Origin of the sequence: Castellaniella sp. (genome assembly GCF_041675725.1) — a bacterium.
Classification (GTDB): Bacteria; Pseudomonadota; Gammaproteobacteria; order Burkholderiales; family Burkholderiaceae_B; genus Castellaniella.
The window spans coordinates 17,207-43,302 of sequence record NZ_JBAYTI010000022.1 but is presented as its reverse complement, the minus strand read 5'-3'; the positions used below and the strand labels follow the sequence as shown (position 1 = coordinate 43,302).

The following is a 26,096-nucleotide window of genomic DNA, read 5'->3' as shown; positions in this document are numbered from 1 at the left end:
GCTCAGGCCGTCCATTCCTAGGATAGAATCGATTGGGGACATCGGCATTGACTCCATTAAACGTGTTCTTCGCAAAAACAAGTCTAATGAATGTCGCTGTCCCCCGTTCGTGATGGAGAGCCAAATCGGCTAACATGGCCGCTAATTAAAACAATTCAGAGAAAAACTGGCGCGACCCCGGTCATGCCAGGTTTGTCACCTTCATTTCCCTGCCCAAGGTCTGCCGTCAGCCCAGGAGAACGCCCATGCCAATAAAACAGATGCCGTCCAAAAGAAATACGCTCTCGGAGGCCATTGCAAAAAGCTGGGATCATCGATGGCTGGTACTCGGCGTCGCGGGCTCGGCGCTCGCCGTAGCTGCTGTTCCTGGGCTGGCATTGGCCGCCGGTGGCAAGACCTGTGGTATTTCAGGCACTGAGATGGCTTGTTCTTATGACGAGGACATCAATGCAAATGGTGAGCCAGGGATCAAAGCAGAATATAAAACTAGTGGGACCCACTCCATCACGGTAACGACGACGGGCTCCATTACCACTCAAGGAAATAATGCCCCGGGTATTTCGGCGAAACGCACCGAGGATATTATTGTATTAGGCTGGCCCATTGGCACCAAACCGGCAGACGGCGACATTACGATCCGCGCAGAAGACATCAATACAACGACAGGTTCTAAGTCATACGGTATCGATGCATCCAACGCATCCGGCAAGATCGACATCATCGCTGGTGACATCCATAGTGCAAGTACTGGCGTACAAACCAATAGTTCTGCGACCGGTAATACCTTCATTCAGGTCGGAAAGGTGGTTACGCAGAGTGGGCCTGGCATTGATGCGTCCAATAACAACGGCGACATTCATATTGAGAGTGGCGCAATCGATAGCCAAGGTACGGGTGTCCGTGCCAGGATTGGATCTATTCTGAATCTTCTACCCAACGGCAACATTGCTGTTCAAACCGGTGATATCACTTCCCGGGACGGGGACGGCATCGAAACCAAGACAGTCATCGGCACGACCACGATCAAGTCAGGTGACATCCAGGCCGAAAAAGGCATGGGCATCAACGCGACTGGTGTTTCCAGCGTCAATGTAGATTTATTCGACCTTCTCAGTAACGTTGGTCCTGCCTTGAGCAGCTCAGCCATCACCATCGAGACGGGCAATGTTTTAAGCCAAAACACAGGTATTCGCGCCCAAGTCGACGCCGTATCGGGGATTATTCCGGGCCTGGGCGGGGTCGATGTGCAGGCCAATAACGTAACGTCTACACAGGGGGACGGCATTTACGCTAAAACGGGCTTCGGCACCGTCGGCATTCGGGCGGGTAACGTCACTGCCCAAAAGGAGGGCGTTCATGCAGAAAGCGGTTTTGCGCTGGATGTTCTCCCGGATCTCGCCGATCTCGGTAGCCTGGATCCAGCCGCGCTTCTGGCGCCGGGTGTCAGTGTCGATGTGGGTGATGTCACAGCTACGGGTGGGAGCGGCATCTATGCAGTTATTAAAGGAGTGGGCATAGGCGACTACGGTGTGCCCGGGATTGGCAATGTCGCAGTCAATGCCGGCAATGTTTCGGCAGGGTCTGACGGCATCACTGCCGGAACCGGCCTGGGCCTGGTCACGGTGAATGCCGGGAATGTGGATGCGGGCGGCGATGGCATTTCGGCCGAGACAGGCCTGGGCCTGGCCGCGATCACGGCGGGCGATGTATCGGCCAGCGGGCTGGCGGTCAAGGCCGAAGTCAATCGCGACCATCTTGGCAGTCTCAGCGGCCTGAGCGATTTGCTGGAGGGGGCCATTCCAGAATTGGGTGATCTCGAAAACGGGGTAGGGGTAGCCTACGTGAATGTGGGTGACGTCACTTCGCAGACTGGGGGAGGCATCGATGCCAGCGCCGGTCTGGGCGCTGCGGTGGCCCTGGCGGGCAATGTCCACAGCGCCGGTACGGGCATCCATTCCCAGGTCGTCGGTACAGGGCTTGCGTTCGCGTTGGCCAATGATGTCACAACCACAGGCGGCAGTCATGCAAAAGGCCTTGATGTGTCAGCAGGGGGCCTTGCCGGGGCTGTGGCGCTGGGCAAGGTGTCCACTCAGGGCGACGATTCGGCGGGTGTGTCGGTGACAGCAAGCGACATGGGCGATCTCACCGGCATCATCAACAGTGTGGGCCAGTTGGTGGGTACCGGAGGCGGCGGTGACCTGGGTAGTCTCATCGATCAAGGGCTGGATGCCTTGTTGTCAGGCCTGGGGGCCGGGTCGGGCATCCTGCCCGAAGGCACGGGGGATACGTTGGCCGGCTTGGCCGACGGCGCCCTGGATGCCGTCTCGGGGGGTGTGGCCGTGGCCATCGCCAACGAGGTTGAAACGGCGGGCCAGAACTCTGCGGGTATCGAGGTCAGTGCGCCCGATGGCATCGCCGGCGCCGTGGCTTTTGGCCCTGTCAGTACGTCCGGCATCGAATCCACCGGCATCCAGGTCGACGGCAAGACATTCGCCGGTGTGGCCGCATTGGGGCCCGTCACGACAGTCGAAGATGATTCCACTGGCATCTGGGCCAACGCCGACAACGGCTCGGCCTATGTGGTGGCCAGCAGTGTCACCACGCTTGGTGATCACAGTGCCGGCATCATCAATACGGCAAACGGCACCTCGACGACGATCTTTGGCACGGTGTCCACGGCCGGCGACTATTCTCCGGCCGTGGTGGCCGACGATCCTGGCAGCGACGTACTGGTGGCGGGCCTGCTGGCCACGACCGTAGGGGACTATTCCAGCGGCATCAAGGCCACTTCGGGCGTGGGGAATGTGGATGTCTACGCCGCTGCGGTCGGTACGCAAGGCAGCCACTCGACCGGTATCCGGGCAGCCTCCGACGATGGCTCGGTCAACGTCCAGGCCGGCGCCGTCGGCACGCAAGGCGATCACTCCAGAGGCATTTCTGCCTTCTCCAATCATGGCTCGGTCAATGTGCAGGCAGGCGCCGTCGGTACGACAGGCAGCCACTCCGAAGGCATCCGGGCGGCGGCACTCGAGGGCGACGTCGCTGTGAATGCGCTTCTGGTCGGCACCGCGGGCAGCGATTCAACCGGCATATCGGCCTTTTCGCGCGACGGCTCGGTCGGCGTGCAGGCCGATGCGGTGGGCACGGTCGGTCAGGATTCGGACGGGATCCGGGCCACGGCGCTGGCTGGCAATGTCAATGTCGATGCTGGCTATGTCGGTACGGTGGGCAGTAATTCAGCGGGTATCGCCGCCCTCTCGAGTGACGGCTCGGTAAACGTGCGGGCCGATGCGGTCGGTACGGTCGGCAGCGATTCCGATGGCATACGGGCCGTCTCGCAGCAGGGCGACGTCAACGTCGACGCCGGGTATATCGGTACCCTGGGCAGCGATTCCGACGGCATCTTTGCCTCTACATACAATGGCTCGGTCAACGTGCGGGCCAACGATCCCGTCACGGCCGTCGGCCCGAACTCGCGGGGCATTTTCGCCATGAGCGCCGAGGGCGATACGCAAGTCCTCATTGAAAGTCTTGTGCTGGGGGGCTCCGGAAGCGATGGCGCAGGCGTCGCCTTCGGTGGGGGGCACAGTGCGCTGCTGGTCAACAACGGCTTGATCACCGCACTGAATGGCATGGCCATCGTGAACGATGACAATGCCTCCGAGACGCAGAACAATGGGGTCGTCATCGGTCGGGTTTCCATGGGCGGTGGCAACGACCGCTTCTATAACAATGAGGGGGGGACCTTCGTCGCCATCGGCGATAGCGATTTCGGTGCCGGCAACCAGGATCTGTTCTCGAATGCGGGGACGCTGACCATGGATCCGCTGCGTGGCTCACCGCAGATCGTGCGCTTCGACGGGCTCGAGACCTTCGACAACAGCCCAGGTGGTGAAATCCACCTTATGAATAGCATTGCGGGCGATCGATTCCATTTCACCGACAGCAGTCTCGTTCGTGGCGGCAGCTTTGCCATGGATGCCGATTTGCGGCCGGGTGGCCTCGGCGATCAGCTGTATTTTGGCGGCGATGTCTATGGTGCGGAAGGCAGCCAGGTGGCATTGGTGGTCAACGATCTCGATGGTGGCCCCGGCCAATACGATCCAAACGGAGTCCTGTTCGCCACCGTGGCGGGTGACACAGCAGTGGGTGATTTCACCACCAATGGCGGGATCGACAAAGGGCTCTTCCGGTACGACGCCTATCTCAAACCCAATGGGGGTGCCTTGGGTGAAAATGAGTGGTACCTGGCCTCCACCCCGGGGCGCAGCGCCTACGAACTGCCGGTCATCGCCTCCGCGGCCCAGGATCTGTGGCACGATTCCATGGAAACCTGGCGCGAGCGCAGCTCCGATCTGCGGCTGGGCCAGAGCACGACCACGGCGTCGGGCAATCGGGCCAAGGCGGGGGTTTGGATGAAGCTCTTCGGAGGCAACATCGAGCGTCGCTTCGACAACACCTCGGGGGCGCCGGGTGGCATGCTGGGGCCCGATCACAAGTATTCGGACAAGCTCAAGCGCACACATCAAGGGGTCATGATCGGGCTTGATCGCGATTTCCGCGCGGCGCGTCCCGATGCCGGGCAGTCGCTGTACGCTGGCGTGATGGCCGGTTACACCGAAAGCCGCCTGCGGTTCTCGGAGGCCTCCACGCGGGCCGATTACGACGCCACCTCGGTGGGTGTCTATACCACCTGGATCGATGGGGGCCTGTTCGTGGATGGCGCCATCAAGGCGGATTTCGGGCGGATCAAGTACCGCGGGGATCTCGGCAATTTCAACAACAACTTCACCTCGGTGGGGGCGACCGTCGATGCGGGCTACCGTTACTCGCCGGCCGGCAAGTGGTTTGTCGAACCCAAGGCCACTCTGGCCTACGTCCATACGCGCTATGACGACGCCAAGCTGGCCGGTACGAAGCTGGATTTCGGCAGCGGCAACAGCGTACGTGGCCGCCTTGGGGCACGGGTCGGTACCCAGTTTGCCACCGCCAACACTTTGATCGAGCCTTGGGTCGAGCTGTCGCTGTGGCATGAGTTCAAGAAGCATCCCTCGGTCGCGCTGTCGGGTGATGGCTGGGACGTGCCAGTGACGTATGATCGCGACGGCACCTATGGCACGGCTGCCCTGGGTGTGGATCTCTTTGGCAAGGCCAATGGTTGGAGCGGCTTTGCCAAGGCGACGACGACGTTTGGCGGGCATAGCCTGGAAGGGGTGTCCGGTACTTTGGGTATTCGTAAGACCTGGTAGAGCAATCCAGGACGCGGGGCACGGTTTTCATCACCCGCGTCTCGCCCTACCGTGTACCGGTACCCGATGGGTGAGCCATCGGTGGCCCGGGCCGACAATCCGTGTGTTGGGCCTATCCCGCTGCATCCGCCCGGGCAGGTTGTCGGACATACGGTCGGGCCAGCCAGATCAGGCCGATCAAAAACAGGAAAATGAAGGTGGAAGCCAGGAAGAAGTCCGTGGCGGAGATCGTATAGGCTTGCTGGTGAATCACCTGATCCACCAGCGCCGCGCCCCGCAGTGGATCCACCCCGTGGTTGTGCAGGCCGTTCATCAGCTGGTCGAATGCCGGCTCGCCTGGGCGCGCGATTTCCGTCAGGCGTGCGTGATGCAGGATCGCGCGGTCATCCCACAGGGTGGTGGTGATCGAGGTGCCGAAGGCACCGCAGACCAGCCGAAAGAAATTGGTCAACCCGGCTGCGGCCGGAATGCGCTCGGGGCTCAGTCCCGCCAGGGAGATCGTGGTCAGCGGGATGAAAAATGCGGCCATGGCGGCGCCCTGGATGAAGGTGGGCAGCATCACGCCGTACAGGTCGACCTGGGTGTTGTATTGTGCGCGCATCCAGCTGATCAGCGAGAAGATCAGGAAGGCCGCGGTGGCGATGAGGCGCGGGTCGTGGCGGGCCACCAGCTTGCCCACCACGGGCGAGAGCACGATCGCCAGGATCCCCACGGGCGCCGCTGCGACGCCGGCCCAGGTGGCAGTGTATCCCATCGTATTCTGCAGCCAGAGCGGCAGCAGCACCACCGTGCCGAAGAACACGCCGAAGGCCACCGACAAGGCCACGGTGCCCGCGGTGAAGTTGCGCAGCGCGAACAGGGACAAATCGACCACCGGGTGGCGGGCCGTCAGTTCCCAGATGACGAAATACACGAAGGTGATGGCCGAGACGACGGCCAGTATGCAGATCAATGGGCTGGCAAACCAGTCCAGGTCCTTGCCCTTGTCGAGCATCACCTGCAGCGCGCCCACCCAGACCACCAGCAGCCCCAGGCCCCATCCGTCGATGGGCAGGCGGCTGCGGGTGGACTCACGGGTCTTGTAGATCTGCCACGATCCCCAGGCGGCCAGCAGGCCGACGGGCACGTTGATGTAGAAAATCCAGGACCAGGCATAATTGTCTGAAATCCAGCCGCCCAGCAGTGGCCCGGCAATTGGGCCAACCAGGATGGTCATGGACCAAAGCGCCAGCGCCATGCCGGCCTTGGCGCGCGGATAGCTGGCCAACATCAGCGCCTGCGACAGCGGGATCATGGGCCCGGCCACGCCGCCCTGGAGCACCCGAAAGAACACCAGCGATTCGAACGACCAGGCAAAACCGCACAACCACGAGCTCAGTACGAACAGCAGGGTCGCCATCAGGAACAGCCGCACTTGCCCGAAGTACCGGGTCAGCCAGCCGGTGAGGGGCACGGTAATGGCATTGGCCACGGCAAACGACGTGATCACCCAGGTGCCCTGCGTGGTGCTCACCCCCAGGTCGCCGGCGATGGTCGGGATGGAAACGTTGGCGATCGACGAGTCCAGCACGTTCATGAACACGGCCGCCGACAGGGCGATGGTGCCGAATGCGCGGGCACTGCCTTCCAGCGGCGGATAATCGCCTTGCGGGGTGGGGGCGCTCATGTCGCGAGGTTGGCGTCGATGATCTGCTGGATCAGCCGATCGCTGGCTGCCGGATCCTGCCGGTAGACCGGGGTGTCGCGCACCGTGTCCGACCCGCTGGATGGCGCTGGCGGTGATTGGCCGGGTTCAGGCGTGGAGGAGAGGTCTACCTTGGCCGTCATCGACAGCCCGACACGCAGCGGATGGGCCTGCAGTTCCTGGGGATCGAGATGGATGCGTACCGGGACGCGCTGAATCACCTTGATCCAATTGCCGCTTGCATTCTGTGCGGGCAGCAGGGCAAAAGCACCACCGCTGCCGGCGGACACGCCTTCGATCGTGCCGTGGTAGGTGACCTCGTCACCATACAGGTCCGACACTAGCGTGACGGCCTGGCCTGGGTGCATGTGGCGCAACTGGGTTTCCTTGAAATTGGCTTCCACCCACAGGCGGTCCAGCGGCACGATGGTCATGAGCGGCGTGCCCGGCTGGATGCGCTGGCCCAACTGGACGGCGCGCTGGGCCACCATGCCGTCCACGGGAGCGGGGACGTGCGTGCGCGACTGCGCCAGCCAGGCCTGGCGCACCTGCTCGGCCGCGTGCACGACATCCGGATGCGTGGCGACGGTACTGTTCTGGGTCAGCGCCTGATTGGTGGCCAGCTGTGCCTCGGACGCCGCCAGGCCGGCTCGCGCCTGCGCCAGCGCGACCTCGGCCGACTTGACGGCTACCTGGGCATGCAGCAGCTCTTCACCGCTGACCCCGCCCGAACTGCGCAGGGCACTGCGGCGCTGCAAGTCGTTCTGCACCTTGCTCAGCTGGGTCTGGGCCTGTTCGACATTGGCGTGGTCCACCGCTACGTTGGCGGCCAGGGCCTTGTTTTGGGCGAACAGCGTCTGGGTACGACGCACCGTTTGCGCCAGAGCCGCCCTGGCCTGGGCCAGGGCGATCGTGGTGTCACTGTCATCCAGCGTAATCAAATCCGCACCGCGCGCAACGGTCTGGGTATCTTCGGCGGCGATGGCCACTACCGTACCTGGAATCTGCGCGCTGACCGTCACCAGATTGCCATGCACATAGGCATCGTCCGTGGATTCATAATGTGCAATGAACACCTTCCACCAGACCCCATATAACAGGGCGATCAGGATGAACACGCCGGTCGCGGTCCACATCAGGCGTTTGCGGGTCGAGCCCGTCACTTTGCTGCTTTCTTCGGTCATGGTGCGTCAGGGGGAAGGATGGCCGGCGTTCGGCGGGAACGTCACCAGGGGTTCGGCGGCGGCCCGCCCTGTTTCGGCGGTCTCGGGCGCCTGGTAGCCGCCGCCCAGTGCCGTGGCCAGCTGCACGTCCAGGATGTAGGCTTGGGCATGCAGATCGCTGGTCTGGACGGTCTGCTTGAGGACTTCACTTTGGGCCAGGAGTACCTGGATGAAGTTGCCCAACCCGGCCCGGTAGCGCTGCAGGGCCACGTCGTAGGCCGACGTGATCGATTTCAGGCTGGCCTCTTGGTGCTGGATCTGTGCCTGCAGGGCCTGGATGGACGCGCTGGCATCGGCCACCTCGCGGATGGCGTTGACGACGGTCTGGTTGTATTGCGCGATCGCTTCGTCCCGTGCCGCGCGCCGTCCGGACAGCTGGGCGTTCAGCGCGCCGGCATTGAAAATAGGCAGGGTGATGACCGGGCCGGCGCTCAGGTTGCGGCTGCTGCCGCGCAGCAGCTGATCCAGGCCCAACGACAGGTAGCCGACTGCGGCTGACAGGTCGATATTGGGCAGGAAATCGGCTTTGGCTGCAGAGATGTCGGCGCCTGCGGCCAGGGCCTGCAGGCGCGCCGCTGCAATATCGGGCCGCCGCCCCAGCAAGGCCATGGGCAGGTGTGCCGGTACACCGGCTGGGATGGCCCGATACGGATGCACGACCGGCAGGGGCAGCTGGTCTGGCGCCTTGCCCAGCAAGGCGGCCAGTTGATGGTGCAGCAGGACCGTGTTGTTGCGCACCTGTCCCAACTGCACCCGGGCGGCCGAGACCGCCGAATCCGCCTGGTCTACGTCGACCTGCGTGCCCAGGCCGTTGTCATAGCGTGCCCGGGTGATGGCCAACGCGTCCTCCAGTTTGCCGACGATGTCCGCGATGGCTTGAGCCTGGGTCTGGGCATCCTGCTGCTGGAAATAGGCTTGTGCCACAGCGGACACCAGCAGGTTGCGGGCCTGGCGCTGTATGGCCTGCGTGGCGGCCGCGCGCTGGCCGGCTGCGCGCGCCAGCGCCCGCTGCCGGCCCCACAGGTCCGGATTGAAGTGCAACTGCACGGTCAGCGCCGTATCGGTCTGGTAGGAGCCGCCCAGCGGCGGCGGATAAATGTAGTTTTCGCTCAGGCGTTCGCGGGTGAGCTGATACTGGGCGCCAATTTGTGGCCATTGCACGGCGCGTGCGCCCAGCGCCGCTGCCTGTGCCGTACGCACCCGGGCCGTCGCCGCCTGCAGGTCCGGGTTGCCTTCCAGGGCGGCCTCGATCAGGTGGTCGAGCTGGGGGTCTTCATAACGTGTCCACCAGTGCCCTTCGGGCCAGTCGACGTCGGTTGAGTCCGGTGCCAGCGCCAGGTCGTCGGCGCTGAGCGCCGGGATAGCGGGCGTGCCCGGATCCATCGGCGCACAAGCTGAAACGGCCAGGATCAGCACGAGGGAAAGCAGCGGTTTCATGGGGGTGGAGAATAGTTGATTGGGTCGCTATCTGACCAGACAGATATATGTCGTAAATGAGCGTCGCCACGGTTCGGGTGATGGGAAAAGTCGGCGGGGATCTATTCCAGCGTGACCTCGCTCGCCTGCTGCAGCTTGTGCTCGCCATTGGCGATCATGCGCTTGAGCAGCGCCAGCAGCATACGCACTTCGTCTTTGGAAAAGCCCTGCAGATGCTGGTTCAGCGCCTGAGCCACGATGGGCAGGATCTGGTCGGTCAATGCGTGGCCGCTGTCGGTCAGGACGACTTTGACGACACGGCGGTCTTCGGGGATGCGTTCACGACGCAGGATCTTTTTGGCTTCGAGCCGGTCGAGCATCCGGGTGATGGCACCGGTGTCGACGTTCATGACACGGGCCAGCTCGGCCGGCGTGTCGGTGCCTTTGTGCTTGATGAGCAGCAATGGACGCCACTGATTGGCGGTCAGGCCCAAAGGCAGGGTGTCCAGATCGATAACCTTGTGGATCAGCCCATGCAGGTGCCGCACCAGGATTCCGACGTTGCGATCGGCCGCCAGATCGGCGGGCGCGCTGCCATAAAACCCACCGCTGGGCTGGCCGGCCGGTGGGGTTTTCGAAGAGGAGAGCGGGGGAGTTGGTGCCTGCATGGCATTATTTTAGCGCTGCACTATCTGACTAGGCAACCAATTGTGGGGCATCCACCGGGCGCGCTTCGCGCAGGGGGACGAGGAGCGCCAGGACCGGCCCGTTAGGCCAGTTCGCGTGCGATGATGTTGCGCTGAATTTCGGACGTGCCTTCGTAGATTTGCAATACTTTGGCATCGCGAAACAGCTTTTCGGCCGGGTATTCGGTGGAATACCCCATGCCGCCGAATATCTGCATGGTTTCGGTGGCCGCCCAGATGGCGGCATCCGCCGTGTAGACCTTGGCCATGGAGGCCTGCAGCGTGTTGCGCTGCGCCCGATCCAGCCGCCAGGCCGCCTGGTAGGTCAGCAGGCGCGCGGCCTCGAGGCGCAGGCGCATGTCCGCCAGGCGATGCGCGATCGCCTGGTGCTCGAGCAATGGCTTGCCCATGGATTCGCGCCGCCGGGCGTAATTCAGGGATTCATCCATGCAGCGCTGGATCAGACCGACGCCGAAGGCCGCGACCATGGGTCGGGAGCGGTCGAAGACCTTCATGGCCAGGCCGAACCCCCCGCCTTCGTCGCCCAAGCGATGGTTGTCGGGGATGAAGACGTCATCGAAGAAGACCTCGGTGGTGGGGGCCGCCTTTTGGCCCAGCTTGGACAGGGGTTTGCCGACCGTCAGGCCCGGGCTGTCCGCGGGCACGATGAAAGCGGACAGCCCGCGATAGCCCCCGCCGGGGTCTGTCTTGGCGAACACCACGAAGAATTCGGCCAGATTGGCATTGGAGATCCAGATCTTGCTGCCGTTGAGCCGGTAGCCCCCGGCCGTGCGCACGGCGCGGCTGCGTATGCCGGCCACGTCGGAGCCGGCCTGCGGTTCCGTCAGGGCGAAGCTGGCCATGGCGCCCTCGGCCAGGCGGCGCAGGTAGCGGTCTTGCTGCCCGGGCGTGCCAGCGATCAGGATGGGCTCGGCGGCCAGGGCGTTGATGCACAGCGCAGCGCCGATCCCCAGGCAGCCGTAGCACAGGGCTTCGGTGATCAGGACCAGTTCGAGACAGCCCAGCCCCGGGCCGCCCAGGGATTCGGGCAGGGTCGCGTTGACCAGGCCCAGGCGCACGGCCTGGTCGTGGACTTCCATGGGAAACGTGGCGTCGCGATCGGCCTGCACCGCACGCGGCAGGATCTCGCGTTCGGTAAACTGCTGGGCCAGCGCCTGGATCTGGCGCTGTTGTTCGGAAAGTTCGAATTGCATGGCGTCCCCGGGTCAGGCGTACAGGGCCTCGATTTCTTGGGCGTAGGTTTCATAGATGCTGGCGCGCCGGACCTTCATGGTGGCGGTGACTTCGCCGTCGTCGTGGTCGAGCTCTTTGGTGAGTACGTGGAAGCGCCGGATGTTGGCGACCGGCGCGAGCGTGGCGTTGCCGGCATCGATTTCGGCCTGGACCAGCGCTTTGATCTGGTCGTGGCTGGCCAGCGAGCGGAAGTGGGTGAAGGCGATGCCATGGCTTTCGGCCCATTTGCCCACCGTCTCGAAATCGATCTGGATGAGCGCCGAGACGAAGCGCCGGCCGTCGGCGATGACGATGCATTCTTTGATGTATGGGCTGCCTTTCATCACGTTTTCGATTTCGGATGGCGTGATGTTCTTGCCGCCCGCGGTGATCATGATGTCTTTCATGCGATCGACGATGTAGATTTGGCCATCGCGCTCGGCCGCAAGATCACCGGTATGCAGCCAGCCATCGCGGATGGTCTCGCGCGTGGCGGCGTCGTTCTTGTAATAGCCCGCAAATACCATGGGGCCGCGGATGAGGAGCTCGCCCGTGGCGGGGTCGATGCGGCATTCGGCGTCCAGGATGGCGGTGCCCACAGAGGTTGGGTGGGGATTCGACAGGGGTTGGCCGGTGACCATGCCGGTGGATTCGGTGAGGCCGTAGACTTCGACCAACGGCACGCCGATGTTGCGAAAGAAGCGGACCACGGCCGGCGGTATGGGGGCAGCGCCCGTCAGGGCCGCGCGGCAGCGCCGCAGGCCTGTGAAGTTTTGCAGCGCGCGCAGGATGATCCAATACCAGAATGCATAGACCAGGCGTTGCGCCAGGCTGCGATCCGCGTGCTGGACGTACGCAAGCGGTTCGGTGGCCGAGAGCGCCCGGTGGAACAGCCAGCGCCGGAAGCGCCCGGTCTCGGCGATCTTGATCATGATGGACGAATGCAGCTTTTCCCAGATGCGCGGCACCCCCAGAAACAGGTTGGGCGCGATCTCGCGCAGGTCTTCCTGCACGGTGCGGATGGATTCGCCGAAGTTGACGGTCGAGCCCAGGTAGATGGGGACGAACGTGGTCAGCATCTGTTCGGCCACGTGGCACAGCGGCAGATAGGACAAGTGGCTGGATTCGGGGGTGAGTTCGAGATGCGCGATGATGCCCGGCGAAACACCGTGGATGTTGCGATAACTGATCATTGCGCCCTTGGGCTTGCCTGTGGAGCCGGACGTATAGATCATGAGCCCGATGTCGTCCATCGACTGGGCGTCGAGTACCGAGGCGATCAGATCGGCGTGTTGCTGTTCGTATTCGCGCCCCCGGGCCTCGACTTCGTCGTACAGCAGGGTGATGGCCGCGATGCGCGGGTCGGTGTTGCGAAAGCCGTCTGGTTCGACGACGATGACGTGCCGCAGCTGGGGCAGCTGTTCGATGGCCTCGGCGATCTTGTCGGCTTGTTCCTGGTCTTCGCACACCACGACTTCCACGTCGGCGTGGTTGACGACGTAGGCGACTTCGGGCCAGGGGCTGGTGGGGTACACGCCGACCGTGACTGCGCCGACCAGGCCGCAACCCATTTGCGCGAGCACCCATTCGGTGCGGTTCTCGGCGATGATCCCGACGTGCCCGCCCGGTCTCAGACCCAAGGACCGCATCCCCAAACCGAACCAGCCTGCGCGCTGATAGTACGCGTGCCAGTTCAGGGGTTGCCAGATGCCATAGTCTTTCTGGTGCAGGGCCACGCGCTCGGGGTGCGTCTGGGCGCGCTGGCGCAGCATCTGGGGCAGTGTCAGGTCCGGAATCGAGTGCGCATGCATGTCAGGACAGCCAGCGCTTGCGGCGCTTGTAATGTTTGACGTTGCGAAAGCTGCGGGCTTCGCCGGCGCCCCCCACGCCCAGGTAGAATTCGCGCACGTCTGGGTCATTGGCCAGGAAGTCGGCGGTGCCGTCGGTGACGACCTTGCCCATTTCCATGATGTAGCCGTAGTGGGCGACCGCCAGCGCGACCGATGCATTCTGCTCTACCAGCAGCATCGATACGCCTTGTTCGGCATTGACCCGGGCGATGATGCGGAAGATGTTTTCAACCAGCAGCGGCGCCAGCCCGAGCGATGGTTCGTCGAGCAGGATCAGGCCGGGGCGTGCGATCAAGGCGCGGCCAATGGCCAGCATTTGTTGCTCGCCGCCGGACAGGTAGCCGGCCAGGCTGGTGCGGCGCTCGAACAGCCGCGGGAAGTATTCGTAGACCAGGTCGAAATCAGGCTTCGCCCCGGCGCGCCCGACCAGGGCGTACGTGGCCGCCAGCAGGTTTTCCTCGACCGTCAGGTCTTCGAAGACGCGCCGGCCTTCCATGACGTGGAACAGGCCGGCGCGCACCAGGTCGTGTGGCTGGCGGGTCTTGATGTCGATTTCACCGTACCGGATGGTGCCTTCGGTCAGTTCGCCGTCCTCGAGGGGGAGCAGGGCCGAGATGGCCTTGAGCGTGGTGCTCTTGCCCGCCCCGTTGGACCCCAGCAAGGCCACGATCTGGCCTTGCCGGACCTGCAGCGACAAGCCGCGCAGCACCTGTACGCTCTTGTTGTAGAACACTTCGATGTTGTTGAGCTCGAGTACGGTGGCGGCCATGCGCCTACTCCAGGATGATCCAGTCTGACACCGGCAGCATCTTGCCCTGGCTGACGTCGGCCTGGTAAATGCGCCCGACGGGAATCGAGTTGCCGCGAATGGTGATGGGCACCCCGATCAGGCCACCCGTATCGAAGTTTTCCAGCGAATTGAGTGCCGCTTTCATGTTCTGGGCGGTCATTTCTTTGCCTTCGGCGAGCACGCGCCGGGCGGACTCGGCATACAGCATGGCTGACAGGAACCCTTGGATGTACGGCACGTTTTGATAGTCGGGGCGCATTTCACGAATCTTTTCCAGCATGGGCGCGGACTCGGAATCATCGTAGTAGTAGCGATAGGGCATCACGCCCATGAAGCCATCGGCCACGTCTTTCATTTGCATGACGGTGGAGTTGTCCATGGTCCAGAAAGTGCCCATGAATTTCGTGTCCATGCCCATCTTGCGGGCTTGTTCGATGAACTCGGGGATGGGCGCCAGGATGTAGCCATGGAAGATGGCGTAATCGGGCCTGGCCCTGCGCATCTTGGCGATCTCGGTGGAGACGTCGACGCTGCCCGGCGGCGTCATGAGCTCGGCCACGACCTTCAGGCCCAGGTCTTCGGCGGTCTTGCGGCTGGTCTCGATGGGATCGCGGCCGAATTCGGAATCCGAATAGACGAAAGCCACCTTGGCGCCTGGTGATTCATCGGCGATATGGCGCAGCAGGATGCCGAACATTTCTGTGTAGTCGGGCCCGACCAGGAACTGGTAGGGGTATTTTTCGGGATCGTTGAGCTCGCTTGCAAACGAAGCCCCGGACATCAGGATGCTGTTCATGCGGTTGAGCTCGTTGTTGATGGTCTTGCTGAATCCGGTGGAATCGCCATAGTAGAAATCGACGTCGTTCTGGCTGGTGATTTTCTTGAAGGCGGCCACCGAGGCATCGACCTTGTAGCCGCTGTCTTCGGGCACGTAGCGCAGCATGTGGCCGTCGATCCCGCCGGCTTCGTTGACTATGCTGACGTAGTCTTGGATCCCGGCATGGATGCCGATGCCGGCGAAGGAAAACACCCCGCTCATGGGGATGGAGCCGCCGATGACGATTTCTTTTTCGTCTGCGTGGACGATGCCTGCAGCGCCCAGCATGCTGGCAACGACCGCGCCTGCCAGCCAATGTTTCACTGTATGGATGTTCATAGTGTCTCCTGGTTGCCTTGGTTCATGACCGGAATGGCCAGAGGTGGAAAAAACGCTGTGTACGTCGCCATATTTCCTGAAGACCCAGCGGTTCGAAGATCAGGAACCCGATGATCAGCAGGCCGAACACGATGGTGCGCACCGGCGAGAGGATCAGGGTGGCGTCGGCTGAAATGGGCAGCCAGCCCACGATCAATTTGAGCGCCTCGGGGACCATGGTGATGAAGGCGGCCCCGAGAATACTGCCCAGCAACGACCCCATCCCGCCCACGATGATGGCCGTCAGGAAGAAAATGGACATGGACAGCGGAAAGCTTTCGGGGGTGATGATGCGGAAGAAATAGGCCCACAGCCCGCCGGCCACGCCAGCGTAAAACGACGAGATGCCGAACGACAGCAGCTTGTAGCGCAACAGCGGGATACCCAGTACTTCGGCCGAAATGTCGCGATCGCGGATGGCGATGAAGGCGCGCCCGATACGGGTGCGAAACAGGTTGGCGGCACCCAGCAGCATCAGGAGGGTGATGGGCATCACCATCCAGTAGAAGCGAAACGAGGTGTCCAGGTCTATGCCCAGGATGCGCGCGGGGTTCACCATGAGCCCGGCGGTGCCGCCGGTGACGGGCTGCCAGTTGGAGAAGACGAAGTGCAGGATCATGGAGGCTGCGATGGTGGCGATGGCCAGGTACAGGCCCTTGACGCGCAGCGAGGGGATGCCAACGATGAAGCCCGCGACCATGGTGACGGCGCCGGCCGCCAGCAGGTTGGGCAGGACCGGAAGATCGACGGCCCCCTGCAGTACGGCCACGGTATAGGCCCCCACGCCCATGAATGCCGCGTGGCCCAGGCTGACCAGGCCGGTATAGCCCGTGAGGATGTTCAGGCCGGCGGCGCTGCCGATGTTGATGGCCATCAGGCAGGCCAGGTAGAGCCAGTATTCGTTGACGGCAAATGGAAACGCCACCAGGCCCAGACCCAGGATGGCCAGCCATGCATACTGTGTGCGGCTGTCGAACAGGGCCTCGTCGTGCCGATAGCTGAACTTTGCGGTGCCGATGCGCATCAGAGCCTCTCGATTTCGCGCGTGCCGAACAGCCCGTAGGGCCGTATCATCAGCACGCCGATCAGGATCATGAAGGTGGCCACGATCTTGAATTCGCCACCCAGAAAACCGCTGGCCCAGGCTTCGATCAGGCCGATGGCGAGCCCCGCGACCAGCGCCCCCAGCACGCTGTCCAGGCCGCCGGCGATGACCACGACCAGGACCGACAGGCCAAAGATGCCCATGGACGGTGAAATGCCGCCCACCGCGCCCACCAGGATGCCGGCCATGGTGGCGATCATCGCGGCCACGATCCAGGACAGCGAGAACACCCGGGGCACGTTGATGCCCATGGAGTAGGCCGCCGCCTGATCGAATGCCGTGGCGCGCAGTGCCACCCCGCCGCGCCAATAGCGGAACACCAGCAGGACGATGGCAATGAGCAGCGCGGTGACGAAGAAACCATAGAACACCTTGGAGGGCACGAAGGCCTCGCCGATGAAGATGGCCTCGTCGGGCAGGAAGGCCGGCATGCGGCGCGGCGCGGCGGTCCAGACCAGCTCGACCAGCCCCACCAGCACGGCCGCCAGCCCCACCGTGATCATGAAGGTGGAAATGGGGGATTCACCGACCATCGGCCGGATGGTCAGGCGTTCGATCAGGCCGCCCGCCAGCCCGCCCACGACGATGGCCGCGGGGATGGCCAGCCAGATCGGCAGGCCGAAATCGACGGCGAAGCCAAAGCACAGATAAGCGCCCAGCATGAGCATTTCGCCGATGGCCAGGTTCACCACCCCGGTGCTCTTGAAGATGATGACGAATGCGAGCGCGGTGAGTGCGTACAGCCCGCCCGTGCCCAGCCCGGCCAGGGTGATTTCGGCGAAGAACAGCCAATCGAATTCCATGGCGTCAGGCCCCGGCGGGCGCAGGCTGGCGCAGCCTTTCGCGCAGGTCGGCGACGTCGCCCGAGCCCAGGTAGGCGCGCACGACCTCGGGGTTGGCCTGGACCTGCTCGGCCGTGCCATGGGCGATGACCTGGCCGAAGTTGAGGACCACCACGTGATCGGACAGGTCCATGACCATGCCCATGTCGTGCTCGACCATGAGAACGGTGATGCCCCATTCTTTGCGGACGTCGAGGATGAAGCGCGCCATGTCTTCGGTTTCTTCGCGGTTCATGCCGGCGACGGGCTCGTCGAGCATGAGAACCCTGGGCTGGATGGCCAGCGCACGCGCCATTTCGACCCGCTTTTGCAGGCCGTAGGACAGTGCGGCCACCGGGTGGTGGCGGATGTGGTCGATTTCGAGGAAATCGATGATGCGTTCTTCGACCTCGCGGCGCAGCTGCATTTCTTCGCGGCGGGCCCGCCCGACATAGAACAGCGCATCCAGGATGTGGGTGCGCAGATGGGCGTGGCGGCCCAGCTTGATGTTGTCGAGCACCGTCATGCCGCGAAACAGCGCAATGTTCTGGAAGCTGCGCGCCAGCCCCAGGCGGGCCCGCCTGGGGGCGGGGAGCTGCGTGATGTCTTGGCCGTCGAACAGGATGCGCCCGGCCTGCGGCCGATAAAAGCCGGAGATGGTATTGAACAGCGACGTCTTGCCGGCGCCGTTGGGCCCGATCACGGTGGTGATCGTATCGGGTGCGACCTGAAAACCCACCCCGGACAGGGCCCGCACGCCGCCAAAGGACAGCGTGAGATTTTCGATCGCCAGGATAGGGGCCGAAACCGAAGGCTTCACTGTGTCTCCTGGTGGTGTGGACACCACGCGTATGTTTTGCTATCTGTCTTTATAGGCAGCCCTGCGCTGAAAATGAGAGCCTGCACCGAACAGCTGGGCGTGCGGCCTTGTATTTGGCCGTTCAAGGGATATTCTAGGAAAGGGCCCCCTGCTTTTAAATGACAGGGCATGACGAAAACTTTGCAAAAACTGCCACTGTGTTGGGTAATCCATGAATCGAGACATCCAGACCTTGTCGATCCGGTTCGTCAATGACTTGTTGTCGAATGTGGTTGATAAACCAGGGTTTAATCCAGTGTGGCTGATGCGCCACGGCTTGGCTCCAGAGTTGCTGGGATTGCCTGGGGCCCGGATCACCCTGGAAAAATTTGCAAATTTGTACCGCACCATCGCGGTTTCCATCGACGATGAGACCCTGGGCCTGTTCTCGCGCCCGCTGCGCAATGGCACGCTCAAGTACCTGTGCATGCTCATGCTGTACGCGCCCGAGCTGCGCGTGGCCCTCAACCGCTTCCGCAACTTCATGCGCCTGGTCAACGATGACGTGCTCTTCGAGATCTGCCCGGAAAACGGGGGGCAGGTGCGCATCGTCTTGCACGAGCGCGCCGATCTGGGGGCCACCCGGCTGCTGGCCCTGGAATTGATGCTGATGCTGGTGCAGGGGGTGGCGTCGTGGCTGGTGGCGCGCAAGATCCCATTTCACTGCATCACCTTTCCCTTCCCGCAGCCTGCGCATGCATCCGATTACGAATACCTGTATCCGGGGCCCGTGCAGTACGACCAGGCCGAAACCGCGCTGCACATGGATGCGGCCTGGCTGTATGAACCCATTCGGCAGGACCAGGCCGCGCTGAATCATTTCCTGCAAGACGTGCCCCTGAACTGGTTCTATTTTTCGGACAGCAACCGGCCGCGTACGCACCTGGTTCGCAACGTGCTCAAAGAACGCCTGCACGAGCGGCTCACCATCCTGGACGTGGCCGATGCCCTGCATGCCTCGCCGCGCACGCTGGCGCGCCACCTGGCGGCCGAAGGCACCAGCTTCCAGCGCATCAAGGATATGTTGCGGCGCGACATGGCCATCGAGCTGCTCAACAAAACCGCTCAGCCGGTGGCCGCCATCGGCAACAGCCTCGGGTTCGAGGATCCTGCCGCTTTCAACCGGGCCTTTCGTCACTGGACGGGCAGTGCCCCGGGGGCCTATCGCAAGCGGCCCGCGAATGCAAAACGTCCGGTTGCGGGATGACGGATGAAGGCCATCGGCCAGAATCCGGCCGTCGGGCTAGGGTTTACCCCTGTCCTGGAGCAGATTTCTTGCGACGATACCGCAAACTCTTTACATTATTGGTCAGGCCTTCAGACCGTCAGACCACATGCCACCATGAACCAGCTTGATACCATCTCGACGGTGCGCCTGTACCGCATCATCGCAGACCGGATTGCCGCAAAAATAGAGTCGGGCGATTTTCCGGTGGGCGAGCGCCTGCCCGCCGAACGGCTGCTGTCCGATCAGCTGGGGGTCAGCCGCGCGTCCGTGCGTGAGGCCCTGATTGCGCTCGAACTCCAGGGCTACGTCGACGTCCGCGTGGGCGCCGGGGTGTTCGTGCGCAACCGCGCACCCCGCCCGCGCGTGGTCGAGCCCTTGCTGCAACAGGGTCGCCAGCAGGTCGAAGTCGGGCCGTTCGACCTGCTCGAAACCCGCCTGCTTCTCGAACCCGAAGCCGCCGCCCGGGTCGCGGTCGCCGCGACCCGCGAGCAGATCGAAGACATCGAGCAGGCGCAACAGCGCATGGATAGCGGCCCACCGTACCAGGCCCACGATCAGGCATTTCACCTGGCCATCGCACGGGCCTGTGGCAATGCGGCCCTCGAGTCCGCCATCACGCACATTTGGCAGCTGAGCGCGGACAATCAAGTCTTTCGCCGCCTGGACGAGCACTTCGTGAACTCGCAGGATTGGGACCTTGCCATACTCGAGCACCGGCAAATCGTCGCGGCACTGCGCAGGCGCAGCGCAGAACAGGCACGGACGGCGATGCAGGCGCATCTGGCCAACATCCTGATGCGCCTGCATCGCGACTTCGACGACCCCGCCAGTGTGGTCGGCCAGACCGAGGCCATTCCCCAGGCCGGGGTCTGACATGGCGCCGGTTCGATTCCACAGGGGGGCCTGGCTGGGCAGGCGCCAGGAACACGCCACCGGATGAATGCATGGCACATACAACCGACCACGGCCGCCACGGTGGCCAGATCCTTATGCAGCAGCTCAGGATCCATGGCGTACGCAGGGTGTTCCTGCTGCCGGGTGAAAGCTACCTGCCCCGCATCGACGCGCTCAACGATCACGCCGGGGCGATCCAACCGGTGGTGTGCCGCCAGGAAAGTGGCGCAGCCTATATGGCCGAAGCCTATGGCAAGCTCACGGGCGAGCCGGGCATCTGTTTCGTGACGCGCGGCCCGGGCGCTACCAATGCCAGCATCGGGCTGCACACGGCCTTTCAGGATTCCACCCCCATGATTTTGTTCGTGGGCCAGGTGGCCACGGGGTTTCTCGACCGCGAGGCGTTCCAGGAAATCGACTACCGCCGCATGCTCGGGCCGGTGGCCAAGTGGGTGGCGCAGATCGACCAGACCGAACGCATCCCCGAGTACGTATCGCGCGCTTTTTCCGTCGCCACCAGCGGGCGGGCCGGCCCGGTGGTGCTGGTGCTGCCCGAAGATACGCTCTGGGGGCGGGCCGACGTCCCCGATCTGCCGCCGTACCCGCGCGTCTTGCTGCATCCGGGGTGGGCCGAACTGCAGGCGCTCAAGGCCTTGTTGGCCCAGGCGCAGCGGCCGCTCATGATCCTGGGGGGCAGTGGCTGGTCGGTCCGGGCGGTTCAGGACATCGCGGGTTTTGCGCATCGCTTCGGCCTGCCGGTCGCTGTGGCCTGGCGGCGGCTCGAGTGCTTCGATCAAAGCGATGCCCATTTTGCCGGCCAGGTGGGCTGGGCCATGCACGGCGCCCTCGAGGCGCGTGTGCGTGCGGCCGACCTGATCCTGGCCGTCGGCACCCGCCTGGGCGAAGCCACCACCATCGCCTATTCGCTGATCGAAAGCCCACAGCCGCGGCAACGGTTGGTGCACGTTCACCCGGATGTCGCCGAAATCGGGCGCGTGTTCGTGCCGGCCCTGGGGATCGCCGCCAACGTGGCCTGTTTTGCACAGGCCGCGGCGCAGCTGGCCCCAGACACGGCCCCCGACATGGCGGCTGCGCGGCAGGCGCATGCCGAATACCTGCAGTCGCTCGAGCCCCTGCCGGCGCCCGGGCCGCTCAGCCTCGACGCGCTGTCTGCGCACGTCAATCAAGTCTTGCCGGACGACGCCTGCATCACGGTGGGGGCCGGCAACTATGCGCTGTATCCCCATCGGTATCGCCAGTTCCGTGGCCCGGGCACCAGCCTGGCCCCTACCCTGGGGACCATGGGCTACGGGCTGCCCGCGGCCCTCTCGGCCAAGCTCGAACAGCCCGAGCGTGAAGTCATCTGCTACGCGGGCGACGGCTGTTTCCAGATGACCATGCAAGAGCTGGGCGTGGCCATGCAATATGGCCTGGGCATCGTCATTCTGTTGTTCAACAATGGCTGCTGGGGCACCATCAAGGCGCACCAGGCGCGCGAGTTCCCCAACCGCTGCGTGGCGCTCGATTTTTCCAACCCGGCGTTCTGCGAGATCGTACAGGCTTATGGCGGGCAGGGCGAAGTCGTCGACCGCACCGAGGCGTTTCCTGCCGCGTTCGAGCGCGCCCGGGCCTTCGCGCGCGAACGGCGTCTGCCGGCCCTGGTCGAGATCCGATACGCGCCCGAAGGCATCGCACCGGGCGAAACGCTCAGTGCCATACGCAGCCAGGCGCTGGCAGCGGCCCAGTCGGCCGTCGCGGGGTCGGGGCGGCCGCCGCCTTTCGTCAACCAGCCGAAGTAGCCTTTCGCCAACCGTTACACAGGGGATTCGGATGGATTTGCAATTGCAGGGCAAGATCGCGTTGGTGTGTGGCGCAAGTCAGGGCCTGGGCTTTGCCTGCGCCCGGGCGCTGGCCCTCGAGGGGGCTGTGGTCACCCTGGTCGCACGGCGCCCCGACGTGCTGGCCCAGGCGGCAGAGCGCATTCGCCAGGCGGGTGCCGCCGATGTCCGCGCGGTGGCCGCCGACATCACGACGGCAGCGGGCCGCCAGGCCGCGCTGGCGGCATCCGGTGCGCCCGACATCCTGGTCACCAACGCCGGCGGGCCGAAGCCCGGCGATTTTCGCGAATGGACCGAGGCCGATTGGATGTCTGCCCTCAACAACAATATGGTCAGTCCGATCGCATTGATCCAGTCGGTGATCGACCCCATGATCGGGCGCGGTTTCGGCCGCATCGTCAACATTACGTCCAGTGCCGTGAAAATGCCCATCGACATCCTGGGGCTGTCCAATGGCGCGCGCAGTGGCCTGACCGGCTTCGTCGCCGGGCTGGCGCGCCAGGTGGCGCAGCACAACGTCACGCTCAACAACCTGTTGCCCGGGGCCTTTGCCACCGTGCGTCTGCTGGAAACGGCGCGCCGCGTGGCAGAAGACACTGGGGCCACGCTCGATGCGGTCCAGAATGACCGGCTCAAGGCGATTCCGGCGCGCCGCTTCGGCGACCCGGCCGAATTCGGCGATGCCTGTGCGTTTCTGTGCAGTCCGCGGGCGGGCTACATCACGGGCCAGAACCTGCTTCTGGATGGCGGTGCCTATCCGGGCACATTCTAGGGGTCGATGCGCCGTCCGGCCGACACACGCCAGGCGCGCCGCCCAGCCTGTGCCGGGGGCGCAGGCCTGAACCAAGGAGACACCATGACACGCAATATGACTTTGACCATCGATGGCGACCGCCTCTGGCAATCGCTCATGGATCTGGCCCGCATCGGGCCCACGGCCAAGGGGGGCAGTTGTCGCCTGGCGCTCACGGATCTGGACACCCGAGGCCGGGATCTGGTCACCGGGTGGATGAAAGAGGCCGGGCTGGACATCCGCGTCGACCAGATCGGCAACATCATCGGCCGTCGCGCGGGGCAGGATCCAGACCTCAAGCCAGTCGCCATGGGCAGCCACATCGATACGCAGCCCACAGGGGGGCGCTTCGATGGCTGCTATGGCGTGATGGCCGGGCTCGAAGTCATGCGCACCCTCAATGACCAGGGGGTACAGACGCGGGCGCCCCTCGAGCTGATGATCTGGACCAACGAGGAAGGCGCGCGTTTTGCGCCGGCCATGATGGGCTCAGGCGTGTTCTGTGGGGCCATTGCGCTCGAGTCCGCGCTCGAGACGGTGGGCCGCGACGGCAAGAAGGTGCGCGATGAACTCGCCCGCTCGGGCTATGCCGGTTCGATACCCGTGCCCGGCGTGCTGCCCGACAGTTATTTCGAAGCCCACATCGAACAGGGCCCGGTGCTGGAAGACGAAAACCAGGTGATCGGGGTCGTGACCGGTTCGCTGGCGCTGCGCTGGTATGACGTCACCGTCACCGGCAGCGAAGCCCATGCCGGCCCCACGCCCATGCACTTGCGCCACGACGCCCTATTTGCGGCCACGCACCTGATGCAGGCCGTGGTCCACATCGCGCGGGCCCATGCCCCTGAAGGGCGTGGCACCGTCGGCATTGTCGAGGTCCGCCCGGGGTCGCCCAACGTCATCCCAGGCACGGTGCGCTTTACGGTCGATCTGCGTCATGAAGATCCGGCCCGCCTGGGCGAAATGGACGCCGAACTCAAGCGTGTCTGCGAGCAGTTGCCCGACACGGTGGGCTATCCGGTGCAGGTGAGCCTGGCCGAGACCTGGAACTTCCCGGCCACGCCGTTCGATGCCGGGCTGGTCGGCTTGGTGCGTGCGCAGGCCCAGGCGCGCGGCTACAGCCACCGGGATATCGTCACTGGGGCGGGCCACGACGCCGTTTATATGGCCACGGTCGTGCCCACCGCGATGGTGTTCGTGCCCTGCCGGGACGGGATCAGCCACAACGAGGCCGAATATGCCGAACCCGCGCATCTGGAAGCGGGGGCCAATGTGCTGCTGGGGGCCGTGCTCGAGCGTGCCGGGGCTTGTGGTTTACCCTAGAAATCCATGTGGATCGTTGCACCGGCATCCATAGGTGTTTAAATTATCGGTCAGGCCACCTGACCTTTTGTCCATACGCTGAAAGGTCATTCTGCGGTGTAGTCGGGCGGGTGTCTGCCGGGCCATCCAAGTTTGCATCAAAACCGGCAGGCGGCTGATCGTAGTGGGTTGCCGTGCAGGAAACGCCTCAGGCCTTCGTTTCGACGGTCATCAAAAATACAAGGAGACAGCGATGGACAGACGTAAATTCATGATCACGGGCGCTTCGGCCATGGGTGCGATCACCACGGAACTCGCCCTGCCCAGCTGGGCCCAGGCTGAAAACAAGAAAGTACTGCAGCTCATCATCCAGCCCGAGCCCCCCATTCTGATCGCGGCTTTCAACCAGCAGGCCCCCACGCAATATGTCAGCGGCAAGATGTTTCAAAGCCTGCTGACCTACACGTTCGACCTCGAACCCAGGCCCGGCCTGGCCAAGTCATGGGACGTCGCCCCCGATGGCCTGAGCGTCACTTTCCACCTCCAAGAGGGCGTCAAGTGGCACGATGGCCATCCGTTCACGGCCGATGATGTCGTCTTCTCACTGGCCGACATGCTGCCCAAGGTGCACGCCCGCGCCCGGGCGATTCTCAACACGCACGCGAAGTCGGTCGACAAGATCGACGATCTCACGGTGCGCCTCAACCTGAAGGCGCCGTTCCCCGCCGTCATGCTGATGTTCGAGCCCGGGTTTGCGCCCATGCTGCCCAAGCATGTCTACGAAGGCACAGACTACATGACCAACCCGGCCAACCAGCACCCGATCGGCACGGGCCCGTTCATGTTCAAAGAGTGGCAGCGCGGCTCCTTCATCCACCTGGTCAGGAATCCGCATTACTGGAAGCCGGACATGCCCTATCTGGATGAGCTCATCTTCAACGTCATCCCGGATTCCTCCTCTCGCGCCGTGGCGTTCCAGAACGGCCGGATCGACGTCCTGTACGGCGGCGACGTCGACAACGTCGACATCAAGCGCCTGTCCGAGATCGACGGGGTCACGTACACCACCAAGGGCTGGGAAATGTTCTCGCCGCTGGCCTACCTCATCTTCAACATGCGCAAGCCGCCCTTCGACAACGTCAAGGTGCGCCAGGCCATGATGTACGCGATGAACCGCGAGGCCATCGTGAAGAATATTTTCTTTGGCCTGGGGCAGGTGGCCAACGGTCCCTTCGTACCCACCGAACTGTATTACGATCCGAACCTGCCGCCTTACAAATTCGATCCCAAGAAGGCGCGCGAACTCATCAAGGAATCGGGCATCAACCCGGCCGACCACACCATCCGGCTGCTCAGCTTCCCCTATGGCTCCACCTGGGATCGTCTCGACGAATACACCCGCCAGACACTCGAGCAGCTCGGCTTCAAGGTCGATCTCCAATCGACGGATGGCGGCGGTTGGGCCGCCCGTACGGGCGACTGGGACTTCGACATCACCACCACCTATTCGTATCAGTATGGGGATCCCGCGCTGGGGGTCGAACGCTTGTACGTGGCCCGGAACATCGTCAAGGGCTCGCCCTTCGCCAACGCCCAGGGCTACAACAATCCTGCGCTCGACACGCTGTGGTCCAAGGCATCGGCCTCCACCGATCCCAAAGAGCGGCAGGCACTGTACTCCGAGATCCAGAAGACACTGGTCGAAGAGGTCGGCAACGGGTTCCTGGTCGACATGGAGTTCGCTACGCTCTATCGCAGCAACATCAAGAACCTGGTCACGACGGCCATTGGCCTGAATGAAAGTTTCGACAACGTGCATTTCGAAAACTAGTATCCAGCTGTCGTGACGCGTGACCGGTGGCGCGCCCACGCCACCGCCCAGGGCGGTGCCGGGCGACACCACCGGTCACGATCGGGTCGTCTCGGCGTG

General features: G+C 63.6%; 18 protein-coding genes. 7 read left to right on the top strand and 11 right to left on the bottom strand.

What is annotated here, in order from left to right:
- Positions 1-245: 245 nt before the first annotated feature.
- Complete coding sequence (locus WCZ84_RS06475) at positions 246-5,249, top strand: autotransporter domain-containing protein (protein ID WP_372685442.1); 5,004 nt, start codon at positions 246-248, stop codon at positions 5,247-5,249.
- 112 nt (positions 5,250-5,361) lie between these two features.
- On the opposite strand, the gene WCZ84_RS06470 is transcribed toward WCZ84_RS06475, so the two are convergent.
- The 11 genes from WCZ84_RS06470 to WCZ84_RS06420 all read right to left on the bottom strand — a co-directional run bounded on the left by WCZ84_RS06470 (position 5,362) and on the right by WCZ84_RS06420 (position 18,072).
- On the bottom strand, positions 5,362-6,915 hold the full coding sequence (locus tag WCZ84_RS06470) for a DHA2 family efflux MFS transporter permease subunit (RefSeq protein WP_372685441.1): 1,554 nt from the start codon (positions 6,913-6,915) through the stop codon (positions 5,362-5,364).
- Entirely contained in the window at positions 6,912-8,117 is a 1,206-nt protein-coding gene (locus WCZ84_RS06465) for an HlyD family efflux transporter periplasmic adaptor subunit (protein ID WP_372685440.1), read from the bottom strand. The genes WCZ84_RS06470 and WCZ84_RS06465 overlap by 4 nt, the downstream gene beginning before the upstream one ends.
- A gap of 6 nt (positions 8,118-8,123) precedes the next feature.
- Positions 8,124-9,593, bottom strand: coding sequence for an efflux transporter outer membrane subunit (locus WCZ84_RS06460; protein ID WP_372685439.1), 1,470 nt, complete (start codon positions 9,591-9,593; stop codon positions 8,124-8,126).
- A gap of 101 nt (positions 9,594-9,694) precedes the next feature.
- Entirely contained in the window at positions 9,695-10,240 is a 546-nt protein-coding gene (locus WCZ84_RS06455) for a MarR family winged helix-turn-helix transcriptional regulator (RefSeq protein ID WP_372685438.1), read from the bottom strand.
- A 101-nt stretch (positions 10,241-10,341) separates the two neighbouring features.
- Complete coding sequence (locus WCZ84_RS06450) at positions 10,342-11,472, bottom strand: acyl-CoA dehydrogenase family protein (protein WP_372685437.1); 1,131 nt, start codon at positions 11,470-11,472, stop codon at positions 10,342-10,344.
- 12 nt (positions 11,473-11,484) lie between these two features.
- On the bottom strand, positions 11,485-13,302 hold the full coding sequence (locus tag WCZ84_RS06445; protein WP_372685436.1) for a long-chain fatty acid--CoA ligase: 1,818 nt from the start codon (positions 13,300-13,302) through the stop codon (positions 11,485-11,487).
- Between the two features lies 1 nt (position 13,303).
- Complete coding sequence (locus WCZ84_RS06440) at positions 13,304-14,110, bottom strand: ABC transporter ATP-binding protein (RefSeq protein ID WP_372685435.1); 807 nt, start codon at positions 14,108-14,110, stop codon at positions 13,304-13,306.
- Between the two features lie 4 nt (positions 14,111-14,114).
- Positions 14,115-15,287 carry an ABC transporter substrate-binding protein gene (locus tag WCZ84_RS06435; RefSeq protein WP_372685434.1) on the bottom strand — a complete coding sequence of 391 codons (1,173 nt, stop codon included), beginning with the start codon at positions 15,285-15,287 and terminating at the stop codon, positions 14,115-14,117.
- 22 nt (positions 15,288-15,309) lie between these two features.
- Positions 15,310-16,350, bottom strand: a complete 1,041-nt coding sequence (locus WCZ84_RS06430) for a branched-chain amino acid ABC transporter permease (RefSeq protein ID WP_372685433.1) — start codon at positions 16,348-16,350, stop codon at positions 15,310-15,312.
- Complete coding sequence (locus tag WCZ84_RS06425; RefSeq protein ID WP_372685432.1) at positions 16,350-17,234, bottom strand: branched-chain amino acid ABC transporter permease; 885 nt, start codon at positions 17,232-17,234, stop codon at positions 16,350-16,352. Before WCZ84_RS06425 ends, WCZ84_RS06430 begins: the two co-directional genes overlap by 1 nt.
- 4 nt (positions 17,235-17,238) lie before the next feature.
- Positions 17,239-18,072 carry an ABC transporter ATP-binding protein gene (locus WCZ84_RS06420; RefSeq protein ID WP_372685431.1) on the bottom strand — a complete coding sequence of 278 codons (834 nt, stop codon included), beginning with the start codon at positions 18,070-18,072 and terminating at the stop codon, positions 17,239-17,241.
- Positions 18,073-18,283: 211 nt separating this feature from the next.
- On the opposite strand from WCZ84_RS06420, the gene WCZ84_RS06415 reads away from it, so the two are divergent.
- The 6 genes from WCZ84_RS06415 (at position 18,284) to WCZ84_RS06390 (ending at position 25,997) form a co-directional block, all read left to right on the top strand.
- The gene (locus WCZ84_RS06415) at positions 18,284-19,318 is read left to right on the top strand and encodes an AraC family transcriptional regulator (protein WP_372685430.1); all 1,035 of its coding nucleotides are present in this window, start codon (positions 18,284-18,286) and stop codon (positions 19,316-19,318) included.
- 135 nt (positions 19,319-19,453) lie between these two features.
- The gene (locus WCZ84_RS06410; protein WP_372685429.1) at positions 19,454-20,212 is read left to right on the top strand and encodes a FadR/GntR family transcriptional regulator; all 759 of its coding nucleotides are present in this window, start codon (positions 19,454-19,456) and stop codon (positions 20,210-20,212) included.
- Positions 20,213-20,283: 71 nt separating this feature from the next.
- Positions 20,284-22,032, top strand: a complete 1,749-nt coding sequence (locus tag WCZ84_RS06405) for a thiamine pyrophosphate-binding protein (protein ID WP_372685428.1) — start codon at positions 20,284-20,286, stop codon at positions 22,030-22,032.
- A gap of 31 nt (positions 22,033-22,063) precedes the next feature.
- Complete coding sequence (locus WCZ84_RS06400) at positions 22,064-22,843, top strand: SDR family oxidoreductase (protein WP_372685427.1); 780 nt, start codon at positions 22,064-22,066, stop codon at positions 22,841-22,843.
- 84 nt (positions 22,844-22,927) lie between these two features.
- Complete coding sequence (locus tag WCZ84_RS06395) at positions 22,928-24,187, top strand: Zn-dependent hydrolase (protein ID WP_372685426.1); 1,260 nt, start codon at positions 22,928-22,930, stop codon at positions 24,185-24,187.
- Between the two features lie 232 nt (positions 24,188-24,419).
- The gene (locus tag WCZ84_RS06390) at positions 24,420-25,997 is read left to right on the top strand and encodes an ABC transporter substrate-binding protein (protein ID WP_372685425.1); all 1,578 of its coding nucleotides are present in this window, start codon (positions 24,420-24,422) and stop codon (positions 25,995-25,997) included.
- Positions 25,998-26,096: the final 99 nt, after the last annotated feature.